The sequence below is a fragment of the Candidiatus Paracoxiella cheracis genome (genome assembly GCF_049348705.1).
GTDB classification, from domain to species: Bacteria; Pseudomonadota; Gammaproteobacteria; order Coxiellales; family Coxiellaceae; genus Paracoxiella; species Paracoxiella cheracis.
In genome coordinates this window covers 677972-691611 of record NZ_CP186485.1, presented here as the reverse complement: position 1 = coordinate 691611, position 13640 = coordinate 677972, and the positions used below count along the sequence as shown (strand labels likewise).

The following is a 13640-nucleotide window of genomic DNA, read 5'->3' as shown; positions in this document are numbered from 1 at the left end:
GTATTGAAAATTTTTCCTTTTCCCATTTATAATGTGGCATAGGAAATTCAAGAAATTATTGGAAAGGAGGCCCCTCATGAGATATTTGCTACTGTGCATTCTTGCTTGTTTGATACCTAACCTGTCTTTTGCGCTGAACCCGGCAGGTGTCACGCCGAAACTGTTAAATGTTGCCGCTCAAAACACCAACTGGAAAGTGTCGTTCGTGACTGCAGAACACGGCCAAGTTGTTTTTATGAACGTATCACCCATTACTAACCCTAAAAATGAAATTGGCTCTGAAACACATAAGTTTGATCAAATGATTCTGATTGTGCAAGGTCGTGGGAAAGCTGTGCTCGATGGTAAAACATCAACGGTGACAGCCGGCGACATGATTTTTATTCCAGAAGGCACGGTCCATAATGTCATTAATTTGACTCAAAAGCCGCTCAAGTTAATTAGCTTTTATTCCGATCGCGATATGCCAGCGAATACGGTGTATGCAAAAAAGTCTGACGATAAAGAATAGCTGGTTGACGTTCCAATGAGATTTCTCGCGTTGCTTGGAATGACGTGATTTTTTTCCATCCCGGGTAACGGTTTGGATACCGGATAACTTTGCATATCCCTATGCAAAATTTCCGGGATGACGAGGTTAGGTTGAGTCATCCATTATCGAACAGCATTTCAATTGCGGCAGAGAGATTGGGGTTACTGTTTTGCGGGCGTAAGTACCACGGAAGTACTTAGCAGCCAAGGAGGGCGATTCCCGAAAAACAGTAACGCCAATCGCGTAAGCCAAGCAATTGAAATTCAAGACTATGTGCCCTCGGGATGTGGAGCGTCATTTGCGGGTGATTTCCCGCGAAAAACGAGCCTCGCCATGCTCATGTATTATCTATACATTGCGCTCGCTCGTTCGTTTTTCACGATAAATCCCATCACAACTGACGCTCCGAAGTATGATCATCTCGAATAAGAAAGAAATCTCAAACGTGCAGTACTTGCTGCGGTTACGAGACTCCTCGCGTTGCCGCTGAAATATTATTTGATTCCCTCAGGCTCGCTTGCGTTCGTTTGGATTTAATAGCTTTTTGCGCAATCGAATGGCTTTTGGCGTGATCTCAACCAACTCGTCGTCATCAATAAACTGCAATGCTTGCTCGAGAGTGAACTTAGTTGCTGGCGTTAAAATAATATTTTCATCACTACCTGAAGCACGCATGTTGGTTAACTGTTTTGCCTTGCAAACATTCACAACCAAATCATTATCACGCGAATTTTGACCGACGATCATGCCTTCATACACTTCTGTCTGCGGGTCGATGAATAACTCACCGCGTTCTTGTAAATTGTAGAGAGCAAAACCCGTTGAGGCACCTTTACCATTGGCAATTAACACACCACGTGTGCGTGTTTGCAAAGACTCTTCAATGAAAGGACCATAGTGATCGAAAACATGATACATCACACCAGAGCCCGACGTGAGCGTTAAAAAGCGTGAATGAAAACCAATGAGTCCGCGTGTTGGAATAATATAATCCATGCGCACGCGTCCTTTGCCATCGCGCACCATATTTTTTAAATCGCCTTTGCGCGCAGCAAGATGCTGCATGATCGCGCCTTGATGCTCTTCTTCGATATCGAGCACTAAACTTTCGAAGGGTTCGCAGGACTGCCCATCAATTTCTTTAACAATAACTTCAGGACGCGACACGGCAAATTCATAGCCTTCGCGGCGCATGTTTTCGATTAATATCGATAAATGCAATTCACCACGGCCTGACACAATAAACTTATCGGCATCGGAACCCTGATTAACGCGCAGCGCCACATTCGCAATTAATTCACGCTGCAAACGATCACCGATTTGACGGCTCGTTAAAAACTTCCCTTCACGCCCCGCAAAAGGCGAGCTATTCACTTGGAAAGTCATGCTAACCGTGGGCTCATCCACCGTTAAGGCAGGTAAGGCAACGACATCAGAAGGATCACACAGCGTATCTGAAATACGCAGGTTATCAATACCGGTAACAGCCACGATATCACCCGCTTCTGCAGATTCAATTTCAACGCGCTGCAACCCTAAAAATCCGAGTATCTGTAATATTTTGCCGTTTCGTTTTTTACCGTCGCGGTCAATGATGGTCACCGGCATGTTGCGTTTTAGCCGGCCACGTTGAATACGACCAATACCGATGGCACCCACGTAGCTCGAATAATCAAGCGAGGAAATCTGCATTTGAAACGGTGCATCCAAATCGACTTGCGGCGGCGACACTTTTTCAACGATAGTTTCAAATAAAGGTGTCATGTCGCTTTTAGCGTCATCTAATTCACGCACAGCGAAGCCCTGTAAAGCAGAGGCATAAATGATAGGAAAATCGAGCTGCTCATCCGTTGCATTTAAGCTGACAAACAAATCGAATACCTGTTCGATCACCCAATCAGGACGCGCGCCATCACGATCGACTTTGTTAATAACCACAATTGGCTTTAGGCCATAATTAAAGGCTTTTTGAGTAACGAAGCGCGTTTGCGGCATCGGGCCTTCAACGGCATCCACCAACAACAAGACGGAATCCACCATCGATAAAATACGCTCGACCTCACCCCCAAAATCGGCATGGCCTGGGGTGTCGACAATGTTGATTCGGTAGCCTTGCCACTCGATGGATGTGTTTTTAGCGAGAATCGTGATTCCACGCTCTTTTTCTAAATCATTGGAATCCATAACGCGCTCAACCGGCGCTGCGCGCTCACCGAGCGTGCCAGATTGGCGCAAGAGTTTATCGACCAAAGTCGTTTTACCGTGGTCAACGTGGGCGATAATCGCAATATTTCTAATCTTTTCAATCATGTGTGAACGTTCGCTGTTGGGGGTTCGCTGTTGGGGGAAAGTCGCTTAGTATACCAGTTTTTGAGGATCTGGCTACTTGTTAGTAGTGGGCTCTATAGCAGATTTTTGTCGCGTTTTGCCTGAATCAAATCGGCAATGAAGTTATCAGGGATATTTTTTCGATCTATGCCCACTAGGGTTAATGCCGATTCATAGAATTGTTCTGGGCTAAGATGATTCTTTTTCAATGTAGATGGAGCTTCTAATAATTTATCTAATGCGGGAATGAGTGCTTGTGCCGTTTTTGCATATAAATTATCTAATACGCTTTTAACATTATTTTCTGCATTCATTGCTTCGCTATATAATTTTTTTGAATTCATTTGAATTACTTCAGTACGCGGATAAAAGCAATCAGCGTTGCTGTCGCGAAAATCTGATCGAAGAATAACACTGGGGATATCAAAATTTTTGGCTTGAATAAAATCAGCCATCGTATCAGAGTCATAATCGCTGCCCTCAAATAAAAATATGGCCAAATCTGAGCGCATCAACGTTAATAATTTCTCATCGCGTACTTTGTGAGGGTTAGTTTCTTCAGGCAGAATATCTTGCACCAATTTGCAAAGATATTTGCCTTGTGATTGTTTGCGTAAATAAACGCTGATAAATACATTGCCTGTCATTTCCCTAACACTGAATGCAGAACCGGTACAGTAAATATTATATTCAGCCATTGTTTGCCTCCTAAGCGCTAACATAAACACGCTGCAAAATACGCGGTTCACAAGCGTGTCGCGATGCTCGTGATAGATTATTGCCATCCCTGTCAATAATCGACTCGCAATACGCGACAACTTAAATAGCCGCGGACGTCCTCGTCGCCCGCGCTCCGCGACCTCACGGCTCGACTACGCACGGGCTCTCAAATGACTTGACGGCTCGTAAAGATTTTTTGCAGTCGCTTACGCTCGGCAAAAAATCCGAGCCTACCGCGGAATACGCGCCTTCGCTTCGCTCTCCATGGCGCGCATCGGTAGTAGGAAGCTTATGTGTGGCGGCATGCAGTAATGAGAAATTGTCCCATACTAAAATATCACCCTTTGTGTATTGATGTTCATACGGTTCATGGCAGGTTATTGCATGATAAAAAACGTGATTAATCAATTCCATTGCTTCATTGTAATCCATCCCTTCTATCCCAACAACACGCTCGTTATTAATATACAACTCTTTAATCTTCCCCTAAATTACCGGACACTAATTTGTTAAAATCTATGAAGTAACAAAGAGGTGATCTCATGGCAAAGAAGACTCGAAAATACACACCGGAATTTAAACAAGAAGCAATCCATCTAGCACTCAGTTCTCCTTCCGTGTTAAGCGCTGCAAAAGACTTAGGCATGCCCGAAGCGACCCTCCACACCTGGGTGGATAAAGCCAGGAAGAGTGGTGAAGTGATTCATCCCAGCGCAAAGCAACCGGTCAACATAGGGGAACTCATTGAATAAAATCAACAGCTTAAGAAGCGACTGGCACGACTGGAACAGGAGAAAGCCATTCTAAAAAAGGCGGCCACGTACTTCGCGAAAGAACTCGAGTCAAGCGTGTCGCGATGCTCGTGATAGATTATTGCCATCCCTGTCAATAATCGACTCGCAATACGCGACAACTTAAATAACCGCGGACGTCCTCCTCACCCGCGCTCCGCGACCTCACGGCTCGACTACGCACGGGCTCTCAACTGACTCGACGCCTCGTAAAGATTTTTTGCAGTCGCTTACGCTCGGCAAAAAATCCCAGCCTGCCGCGGAATACGCGCCTTCGCTTCGCTCTCCATGGCGCGCATCGGAAGTACAGCTTTATTCAAAAGCACGCCCAACTATTTGGAATTAACTTGCTATGTGATGTACTGGGTGTCAGTCGTAGTGGTTATTATGACTGGCTATCCCGACCTATGAGCCCACGTGAGCAAGCAAACCAACAATTAGATGAAAAAATTAAGGTAATTTATATGAGAAACAAACGGTGGTGCCTCATTTTTGTTGATGGCATCTAAATAACCCTCCCAAACTCGTGCCTATTGATAAATAATCCGATGACAATGTCGTGCAATTTATCCAGTTTAGAAAAGCAAATCGTCTTTCTCGCTAATCGCTTTATTCGTGTGCGCAACGTGAGATGCTTTCGTTCAATCGCTTGGGTATTTTGCTTTCCCACCAAATGTTTTGATTGAGGCAGGTGTCTTTCATAAGCACCCCAATCATCTGTATAGTAAAAGTTGATATCAAATGAGCTCAGTTTTTCTTTCAGTGCTTTAAATGCTGAATCTTTTCTTGGACCAAAATGATAAGCTAACACCTCATGTGTATGGTGATCAATCGCATGCCAAAGCCAACGTTGATTCTGTTTATTTCGAACAAAACTCCACATTTCATCCAGCTCCGCTTCTTCAACTTGTACAACATTAACAGTAACAGACGCACCAAGTGATTCTTTTTCCTTTAAAAGTCGTGTATTGACGCTCTCCAAACCTTCACCCTTTTTTTTAATTCACCAATAACAGTGTTAATGCTAATACGTAAAACGCCTGCAGTATCTCTGACGCCACTACCATTCATTGCCATATCAACTATTTTATCTTTAACACCAGGGGCACGAGCATTATGTGTGTAATCTAGAAGAAATGTATTTTTCTCACAAGCATTATTTTTACATTGAAACCTTTGCTTTCCTGTACTGCTGACGCCAAATTTTACAACCTCATGTAAACAGCAGCAGGAGCAAGCAACATTGATTCTTGCCATTCATGCAATCCTTATCCTAATGATTTTCTGAAATAGCAAAATATATCACATCAACAAAAATGAGGCACTACCAAACAAACAACGTTACGGTTCACCACGTATAACTCGTGCATTGCAAGCGGAATCGATTTCCTGCAGTCACACGCGTATTGAGCGGCGTATGCGCTCCATGGGCTTAAAAGCACTTGCCAAGCGTAGATTTAAAATAACCACAGACTCGGGTCACAACAAGCCTATTTTTGAGAATATTGTAAAGAGAGATTTCACGACAACGGCGATCAATCAAAAATGGGTGAGTGATCTGACGTACATTCCAACCCGTGAAGGTTGGTTGTATTTAGCGGTGGTTATCGATGTGCATTCACGTTCGGTTATTGGCTCGTCAATGAATAAAAGCATGAAACAAGATTTAGTGTGTGATGCGTTATTGATGGCGTTATTCAAACGAAAATATCCAAAGCAAGTGATTATACACTCTGATCGGGGCAGTCAATATTGTTCGAAAAAATATAGGGAAATCATCAAGCAAAACAAGCTGATTGGTTCAATGAGCAGAAAGGCTAATTGTTGGGATAATGCCATTGCAGAAAGTTTTTTCCATACCCTAAAAACGGAACTTGTGCATGTGAATGATTACACAACACGCGCTGAAGCAAGGCAAAGTCTTTTTCAGTATATTGAAGGCTATTACAATCACAGAAGAATGCATTCAGCTATTGACTACAAGACCCCTGTTGCGCTTGAATGTGCTGCGTAAAATCGAAAAAAAATGTGTCCGGTAAAGTGAGGGAAGATCAGATCGAACCCAAGATTTTCTTTTACGTTTTCTATTTCCTGCGAAACCGGACTAGGTTGAGGCCCTTGTTCTTCTTCTCTTCTCATCTTTAACTTCTCTCTTTTTATTTTAAATTATTTAAAATGTATTGATTAGAATTTGAAAAAGATTATTCCAAATAGATTTGAGGCTGACAACGAATATGCGGTAAAAATGTGAAAAATATGCGATTAGTTTTGATGCCACCTTAAAGACAAATTAAAACTAATGTTTGAAGAGTAATTATTTATTGTGAAAAAGGAACATCCCTATTATTTACGATTATTTTATCATTTCAACTTCGTGGATTTCTTTTTGGAGTTGTTGGATTTCGTGGTTTGTTTGCGCTTGAACTTGTTGTATTTGTTTTTGCAAGAGCGTGATTTGTTTTTGCATTTGTGCTTGCAGCTCGGTAATTTGTTTTTCAATTGCTCCTGTTTGTGCCTGTACAGTTTTAGGAATACTTGCTTGCACCGCTTGAATTTGCTTTTGCAGTGTTTCGATCGCGGACTGCATACCATCACCCGCTTGGACGGGTGCTGTTTTAGCTTGGGCTGGAGCGGCTAGCGTCAACGATGCGTAAGCCAACCCACCAAGAATGACTGGCGTGATAGCAAGTATGTGCGTTAGTTTTTTCATCGCTTAAGCCCTGTTGAGTTTTTAGTTCTCCTAAGGGTATCACCCGAAACTTAAGGAAACATTAAGTATTTTCTTCTGAATTGCGTCAAAACCAGCCTTCTAATATGAGTACGAGCCACAATCGAAATCCCTTTGAAACTCACTGCGTGACTTTATCTCGCAAATACGTTGGCTCTGCTTTCTCGGCTAGCAGGACCTCACCGCGGCGATACTTCTCTAATGCGACCTGCACCATTGCGCCGGCATGGGGAAAAAAATCATTAGCCCAGGCATTACCTACCGCCAACCACTCTCCCCCCTTTGGCAACTGAACCGCATCGGGCTTGTCCAAACGATCAGGAATCAGCGCTTCCATCAAACCATTTTCACCAAGCTGATAAGCGCCCCAATAAATCTCATGCATGCGCGCATCCCATCCTGCAAGAATATTTTTAGCTTTTGTTTCTTGATAAGCAGTCTGCGCTAACGTTTGTAATGTCGACACTGGAATAACAGGCTTTTCGATGCCAAACGCTAACCCCTGCGCGATGCCGGTTGCGATGCGAACCCCCATAAAACTACCCGGCCCGCAACCAAACGCAATGGCATCAAGGTCCTGAAGCTTGATCGAAGCCTCGACAAGCAAATCATTAATCATCGGAATAATAAGCTCTGAGTGACGGCGCGGAGCGATTTCAAAACGCTCGTGAATTTCGTTTCCGATATTCAACGCTACGGTGCAAGCTGTTGTTGCAGTATCAAACGCTAGAACTGTTGCTGACATTTCGCAGTGGAGAGACGTTAGAAATAGCCTTCACAGTGACGCTCACCTGATTTAAGCGCACATAACCCGAACTTGAAACGCCGCGATAGGTAAATCCACGCTTCCAGATAGGATTATAAGACAAGCGCAACGTGCCTCCGCTTTTCATGAGATCATAATGGCTAGGGTCCAATGCTAACACCAAGCCGTTATAACACGCCTGCAAGTTCACCGAACTTTGAGTGCTCACGCTCTTCAAACGCACCCGAGAACATTTACCCGGTTTTAAATAGAAACTGGCTGCAACATATTGTTGCGGAACGACAAACGGCGGCATCATCGCTGTTCCGTTCGCAACCGTTACGTTGATATTCGGGCCGCTGTAAACCGTTTTATTTACTTTGGCTTGCTTAATTGTTTTGTAGTTCGCAAGCAAGCTTTGCTGCTGCGACTGATCAAGCGATTGCCACTGCGATTGCGACAGTCCAAGCTGTTGTGGACCCACCGTACAACCGGCTAATAGCAAGACACTTACTGCAATAAGACTTTGTCGTAATAGTTTCATAGCGTACATAATAGGCTCCATTGAATAAGCTGGCAAGGAAAATGTGCTTTCGTTATGATTGCCAGCATGATGGATTTTGAACTTCCCTACTCTGAGAATGTTATCGACTTGTTTGCGCCTTTCGCGGATCACGCTTACGCTATGTTATTGAATAGTTCTGAGTCGCAGCAATTTAAACAACGATTTAGCGTTTTTACTGCCAACCCTAACGCTCTGATTATTGTTAAAGACGGTCTAACACACACTTTTGAAAATGGTGAGCATGCCATCTCAAGCCTCGATCCTTTTGCATTAATTAAAGAACTGTTTTTACGCTTGAATGCAAAAGCCGCGCATACCAGCATGGGTTATTTGAGCTACGATTTGGCAAAACGCATTCATCCCATTCAACCGCATGCAACCTGCGATATCACTCTGCCAGAAGCTGTGATTGGTTTTTATGATTGGAAAGTTACCGTCGATCATTACGATAAAAAATGCTGGCTGACATGCAATGATTTTGACACACAGTCAGAAGTTTTAAACGCATTAAACACACCGCCCCAATTAAAAATTCCTTTTAAGATTGATGAACGTTTTCAAGCGAACATGTCGTTTGAAGATTATTCGCGTGCATTTGAACAAATCCAACGGCATATTTATGCAGGCGATTGTTACGAGGCAAATCTGTGTCAGCGTTTTAGCGCTACGTATCAAGGCTCACCTTGGCATGCTTATCAACAAATCCACGCGCAAAACCCCGCACCTTTTTCCGCGTATTTTAATAGCGCGCATGGCAGCATTCTCAGTTTTTCACCCGAGCGATTTTTGCGCGTACACGAGGGTTTCGTCGAAACAAAGCCAATAAAAGGTACTTCACGACGCCATCATGATCCCTTGGAAGATTGCCGTTTGGCAAAAGCATTATTAAATAGCGAAAAAAATCGTGCTGAAAATTTGATGATTGTCGATTTGCTGCGAAATGATCTCGGTAAAAGTTGCGAACCTGGGAGCATTAACGTTACTAAATTATTTGATTTGGAGAGTTTTCCAAACGTCCATCATTTGGTAAGCACGATCACAGGAAAATTGAAACATGGTCAACATGCTATCGATGTTTTGCGCGATTGCTTTCCTGGCGGCTCTATTACTGGCGCACCAAAATTAAGTACGATGCGTATTATTGAGAAGTTAGAGCCACATCATCGTTCTGTGTATTGTGGTTCTATTTTTCATTTGGATGCCGAGGGTAATTTGGATAGCAATATCGCGATCCGCACGTTAATCTGCAGCGATAATAAAATTCATTGTTATGCCGGCGGCGCTATCGTTGCCGATTCAACCGTTGAGAGCGAGTACGAAGAAACTAAAGTTAAAGTGAGCAAGTTGATTGATATTTTAGAGTCGCTTTAGTGTAAAGTATTTCAATTGCCTGGCTCGCGAGCTTGCCGCAATTGAAATGCTAATTTAAACTCCTAGCTGGCATCTAAAAAATAATTCCACCCTTTTTAATAACACCGCGGATTCGTTACGATCGGATCATCCGGTGCAATTGCATTTCCCATTGGCAATATGTTTGCAATAATCTGATACCCTACTGCCCCACGACTCTTCGGCGTTAATAACTGCAGCCGAATTTTCTCTAAACCACTTCGATTCTGCATATAGGCCAGAATAAAACGTATACCATTAATAATCGTTTTATGATCACTCAAACGTGTTAGGCCCAAATACAAAATCACGGTGCTTCTATTCTTGGGCGTCCCTTGATAACTCACAAAATTACCTAAAGAATAGGCAATAAATGTTGAACGGCCATCTTGAGTCATGTACTTTTGCATTGGTTGTAACACATGAGGGTGACTACCAATTATCGCTAATGCACCGGCGTCTAACATTTCTTTTGCAAACTGCTTTTGTTTGATATCCGGTGTATGTTGATACTGCACACCCCAATGGGGAGTGATAATAATCGCATCGACTTGTGTTTTTAATTGCGTAACTAAATTTTTAATTAAACGACGATCCTTGCGTTTGTAGCAATATAACACTTGATTATGATGATCCTCTCGACCATTCGTACCAGCCGTACAAGCAATCCATGCAATACTAAAACCTTTGCGTCTAATGATTGTATACCAAGGTGTACTCGCGCCTTTTAATACCGTGCCAGAATAATGCAAACCTATATGCTTTAGGGCTTCAATCGTGCGATCAACTCCAACACTTTCGCGATCCAATGCGTGATTATTCGCCGTAGAAACCACATTAAAACCGGTCTCTTTTAGAGCCTCTGCTAAATTGGGATTGTAATTAAATAAAGGATAACTCGTATAAACACGATGATTGATACGATCATCGGCATTTAACACTTCACGACCTGCAACATCAATGTTATGTGCCATCGGTCCTTCGACGTTAGCAAAAGCGATATCTGCTTTTTTAATCACTGGAATCGCTTGTGCCCACAAGCGCAAGTATCCATATTCGTTCGCTTTCATCTGCAAAGATTTGTGCAGTAAAACATCGCCAACGCTTGCGATTAATAAGTGATCGCCGGGCGCACACGCATGAGGAAAAATAATGGTACGAGAGTTTGCATTTACCGAGCAAGATAAAGCGACAAGCAAAATAAAAAGAAGCATAATTAAAGGTTTTTTCATCGATCCACATCCTTGTTGATCATTTTTATTGTAACCTAGATCTAGCCTAAAGGAAAACAAATTGGTTAATGTTTAACCATCTAGTCAAGCGTGAGCTTAGTTGTCATAATAGGGCGTCATGAAGAACCCAACACCCGAACAACAAGACATTTATACCGTCTCGCAACTCAATGCTGAAGCACGCCTCATCATAGAGGAGTGTTTTAGCAGCATTTGGATTATGGGGGAAATTTCAAATTTAGCAAAACCGAGTTCAGGGCACTTTTATTTTTCATTAAAAGATGAGCGTGCACAAATTCGTTGTGCGTATTTTCGTCATAATCACAAACGCCTTCGATTCGATGTGGAAAATGGCCAACAAGTTCTAGTCCAAGCACAAGTGAGTATTTATGAAGCCCAAGGAAGTTATCAATTAATCGTGCAGCATATGGAAATTGCCGGTACAGGCGCACTTCAAGTTGCGTTTGAACAGCTTAAAAAAAATCTCGAAAAAGAAGGCTTATTTTCACCCGAGTTTAAAAAAGAAATTCCATTATTACCGCGACAAATCGGCGTTATCACTTCCGCAACGGGTGCAGCAGTCCGTGATATTTTAAAAGTATTAAAACGTCGGTTTGCGAACATTCCCGTCGTTATTTATCCGACGATGGTGCAAGGCGATAAAGCGGCTGCACAAATTGTCAGCGCGCTTAAAATAGCGAATCGACGCAATGAGTGTGATGTATTAATCCTGGCACGAGGCGGAGGTTCACTCGAAGATTTATGGCCTTTTAACGAAGAAATCGTTGCGCGCGCTATATTTAAAAGTACAATTCCCATCGTCACTGGCATCGGGCATGAAATAAATTTCACGATCGCTGATTTCGTGGCCGATCAGCGCGCCCCCACACCGTCGGCTGCGGCAGAATGGGTCAGCCCTGATAAAACAGAATGGTTGCAACAAACTGAGACTGTATTTAATCGCCTGCAACACATCATGCATTCAGAACTGAGACATCATCGCGTTTACTTGGATAGTTTGAGCAAGCGTCTCCAACACCCTGGAAGGCGTCTTCAAGATTATTTTACACAACTGAATATTCTGAGGCATCGCCTTATTACTGCCATGACTCATGAAACCAAACATAAGCAACATCGCTTAATTGCTCTTTCAAAATCTTTACACGCGTTGAGTCCCTTGAATGTTTTGGATCGTGGTTTTGCGATCGTGACAGCAACCGATACTCAAACAATTCTTCGCAAGGCGCGTGATGTTAATGTCGGTGAAACCGTGACGGCACGATTAGCCGAAGGCCGCTTAGATTGTCGTGTGGAAAAAATATATGACAAATAATACAATAAAAAATTACTTAATTCGATTTTACCCTTGGGCAATTATTTTTCTTAGCGCCATTACTTTAGTTTATAAATATGTGATGCAAGTTTCTCCAAGTGTCATGACCAATCAACTCATGCAGGCTTTTCATATTTATGGTGCGGGGCTTGGCAATTTTGCTGCGACCTTTTTTTATTCTTATCTCATTATTCAAATGTTTGCAGGTTTTCTTTTAGATAAATACAGCATCCGCGGCTTAACCACGATTGCAATCGCCATCAGCAGTATAGGCGTCTATTTATTTTCTCAAGCTCACACGCTAACGGTTGCTCTCATGGCTCGTGCTTTGATGGGCGTTGGGCCCGCTTTTTTTACCGTGAGTTTTATGAAATTAGCTGCAAATTGGTTTCCAGTGAATCGCTTTGCATTTATTAGTGGCTTGTTAACCACCGCAGTAACTGTCGGTGCTATTTTTGGTGAGGCACCGCTAGCTTGGCTGATTATTCATCACGGATGGCGGTTTGCGTTAATTGTTTGGGCTTGCTTCGGGATTATACTAACGATAACCTACGCCTTCGTCGTTACCAATCATCCCGAAGGAAAAGCCGCTGTAATCAAACGAAGTGCGATTACGCTACGCGATGCTCTCAAGGTTTTAACAAAAGGACAAAATTGGATACTCACATTTTATAGTGGTTTAGCGTTTGCACCACTAGCAGTTTTTTCGGGATTTTGGGCCCCACCCTTTATTCGTGAAGCCTATCATCAGTCACTCACCGACGCTGCTTCCTTCGTTTCTATTTCGTTTATCGGTTTAGCCATTGGCGGCCCGCTATTAGGCTACATTTCCGATCGCATTCGTAATCGCCGAATCATTATGTTTATCGGTGCTATTTCGTCGTTGATTAGCCTATCCATTGTGATTTATTTGAATATAATTCCAACTTGGTTATTATCTATTTTTCTCTTTTTATTTGGTTTTGGCACAGGCACATTCATGTTAGGTTTTACTGTCGGTAAAGAAATCAATCCCATCGCGCTAGCCGCTACCGTGATCGCGGTGATCAATACAGGTGATGCTGTTTTCGGTGCATTTACAGAGCCCTTGCTGGGAAAATTTTTGGATGAAGGCTGGGAGGGAAAAATAATTGGGGGCATGCATTTTTTTGGGCTCAGCGATTTTCATAAGGCTTTTTCTTTGCTACCCTGCTATCTTATTGTCGCTACGCTGTTAATATTTTTTATAAAAGAATCTGCCACAACTTCCACTGACGACGAAGAAAAATGAATGGGCG

General features: G+C 42.9%; 14 protein-coding genes and 1 pseudogene. 7 read left to right on the top strand and 8 right to left on the bottom strand.

Going from position 1 to position 13640, the window contains the following annotated elements; genetic code table 11:
* The first annotated feature begins 76 nt into the window (after positions 1-76).
* On the top strand, positions 77-511 hold the full coding sequence (locus ACJMKR_RS03630; protein ID WP_423063817.1) for a cupin domain-containing protein: 435 nt from the start codon (positions 77-79) through the stop codon (positions 509-511).
* A gap of 528 nt (positions 512-1039) precedes the next feature.
* Here the strand turns inward: ACJMKR_RS03630 and typA are convergent.
* The 3 genes from typA to ACJMKR_RS03615 form a co-directional block, all read right to left on the bottom strand.
* A complete protein-coding gene (gene typA / locus ACJMKR_RS03625) occupies positions 1040-2842 on the bottom strand; it encodes a translational GTPase TypA (protein ID WP_423063816.1) in 1803 nt (600 codons plus the stop codon).
* Positions 2843-2934: 92 nt separating this feature from the next.
* Positions 2935-3558 (bottom strand): hypothetical protein, encoded by a 624-nt coding sequence (locus tag ACJMKR_RS03620; RefSeq protein WP_423063815.1) that lies wholly within the window; start codon positions 3556-3558, stop codon positions 2935-2937.
* Positions 3559-3721: 163 nt separating this feature from the next.
* On the bottom strand, positions 3722-4012 hold the full coding sequence (locus ACJMKR_RS03615; protein WP_423064178.1) for a TauD/TfdA family dioxygenase: 291 nt from the start codon (positions 4010-4012) through the stop codon (positions 3722-3724).
* A gap of 110 nt (positions 4013-4122) precedes the next feature.
* On the opposite strand from ACJMKR_RS03615, the gene ACJMKR_RS03610 reads away from it, so the two are divergent.
* Positions 4123-4332 carry a transposase gene (locus ACJMKR_RS03610; RefSeq protein ID WP_423063814.1) on the top strand — a complete coding sequence of 70 codons (210 nt, stop codon included), beginning with the start codon at positions 4123-4125 and terminating at the stop codon, positions 4330-4332.
* Positions 4333-4591: 259 nt separating this feature from the next.
* Positions 4592-4717 (top strand): hypothetical protein, encoded by a 126-nt coding sequence (locus ACJMKR_RS03605; RefSeq protein WP_423063813.1) that lies wholly within the window; start codon positions 4592-4594, stop codon positions 4715-4717.
* A gap of 159 nt (positions 4718-4876) precedes the next feature.
* Here ACJMKR_RS03605 and ACJMKR_RS03600 read toward each other — a convergent pair.
* Positions 4877-5628: pseudogene (locus tag ACJMKR_RS03600) on the bottom strand (IS1 family transposase).
* A 112-nt stretch (positions 5629-5740) separates the two neighbouring features.
* Here ACJMKR_RS03600 and ACJMKR_RS03595 point away from each other — a divergent pair.
* Entirely contained in the window at positions 5741-6385 is a 645-nt protein-coding gene (locus tag ACJMKR_RS03595) for an IS3 family transposase (RefSeq protein WP_423063812.1), read from the top strand.
* A 339-nt stretch (positions 6386-6724) separates the two neighbouring features.
* Here ACJMKR_RS03595 and ACJMKR_RS03590 read toward each other — a convergent pair whose 3' ends face one another.
* The 3 genes from ACJMKR_RS03590 to ACJMKR_RS03580 form a co-directional block, all read right to left on the bottom strand.
* Positions 6725-7081, bottom strand: coding sequence for a hypothetical protein (locus ACJMKR_RS03590; protein WP_423063811.1), 357 nt, complete (start codon positions 7079-7081; stop codon positions 6725-6727).
* Between the two features lie 139 nt (positions 7082-7220).
* On the bottom strand, positions 7221-7844 hold the full coding sequence (gene tsaB, locus ACJMKR_RS03585; RefSeq protein ID WP_423063810.1) for a tRNA (adenosine(37)-N6)-threonylcarbamoyltransferase complex dimerization subunit type 1 TsaB: 624 nt from the start codon (positions 7842-7844) through the stop codon (positions 7221-7223).
* On the bottom strand, positions 7819-8388 hold the full coding sequence (locus ACJMKR_RS03580; RefSeq protein ID WP_423063809.1) for a hypothetical protein: 570 nt from the start codon (positions 8386-8388) through the stop codon (positions 7819-7821). The genes tsaB and ACJMKR_RS03580 overlap by 26 nt, the downstream gene beginning before the upstream one ends.
* A gap of 66 nt (positions 8389-8454) precedes the next feature.
* Between ACJMKR_RS03580 and pabB the strand changes: the two genes are divergently transcribed.
* Entirely contained in the window at positions 8455-9780 is a 1326-nt protein-coding gene (pabB, locus tag ACJMKR_RS03575; protein ID WP_423063808.1) for an aminodeoxychorismate synthase component I, read from the top strand.
* Positions 9781-9875: 95 nt separating this feature from the next.
* Here pabB and ACJMKR_RS03570 read toward each other — a convergent pair whose 3' ends face one another.
* Entirely contained in the window at positions 9876-11030 is a 1155-nt protein-coding gene (locus tag ACJMKR_RS03570) for a CapA family protein (protein WP_423063807.1), read from the bottom strand.
* A gap of 118 nt (positions 11031-11148) precedes the next feature.
* Between ACJMKR_RS03570 and xseA the strand changes: the two genes are divergently transcribed.
* Together xseA and ACJMKR_RS03560 are read left to right on the top strand one after the other, a co-directional pair.
* A complete protein-coding gene (gene xseA / locus ACJMKR_RS03565; protein ID WP_423063806.1) occupies positions 11149-12363 on the top strand; it encodes an exodeoxyribonuclease VII large subunit in 1215 nt (404 codons plus the stop codon).
* Positions 12353-13633 carry an MFS transporter gene (locus tag ACJMKR_RS03560; RefSeq protein ID WP_423063805.1) on the top strand — a complete coding sequence of 427 codons (1281 nt, stop codon included), beginning with the start codon at positions 12353-12355 and terminating at the stop codon, positions 13631-13633. Before xseA ends, ACJMKR_RS03560 begins: the two co-directional genes overlap by 11 nt.
* Positions 13634-13640: the final 7 nt, after the last annotated feature.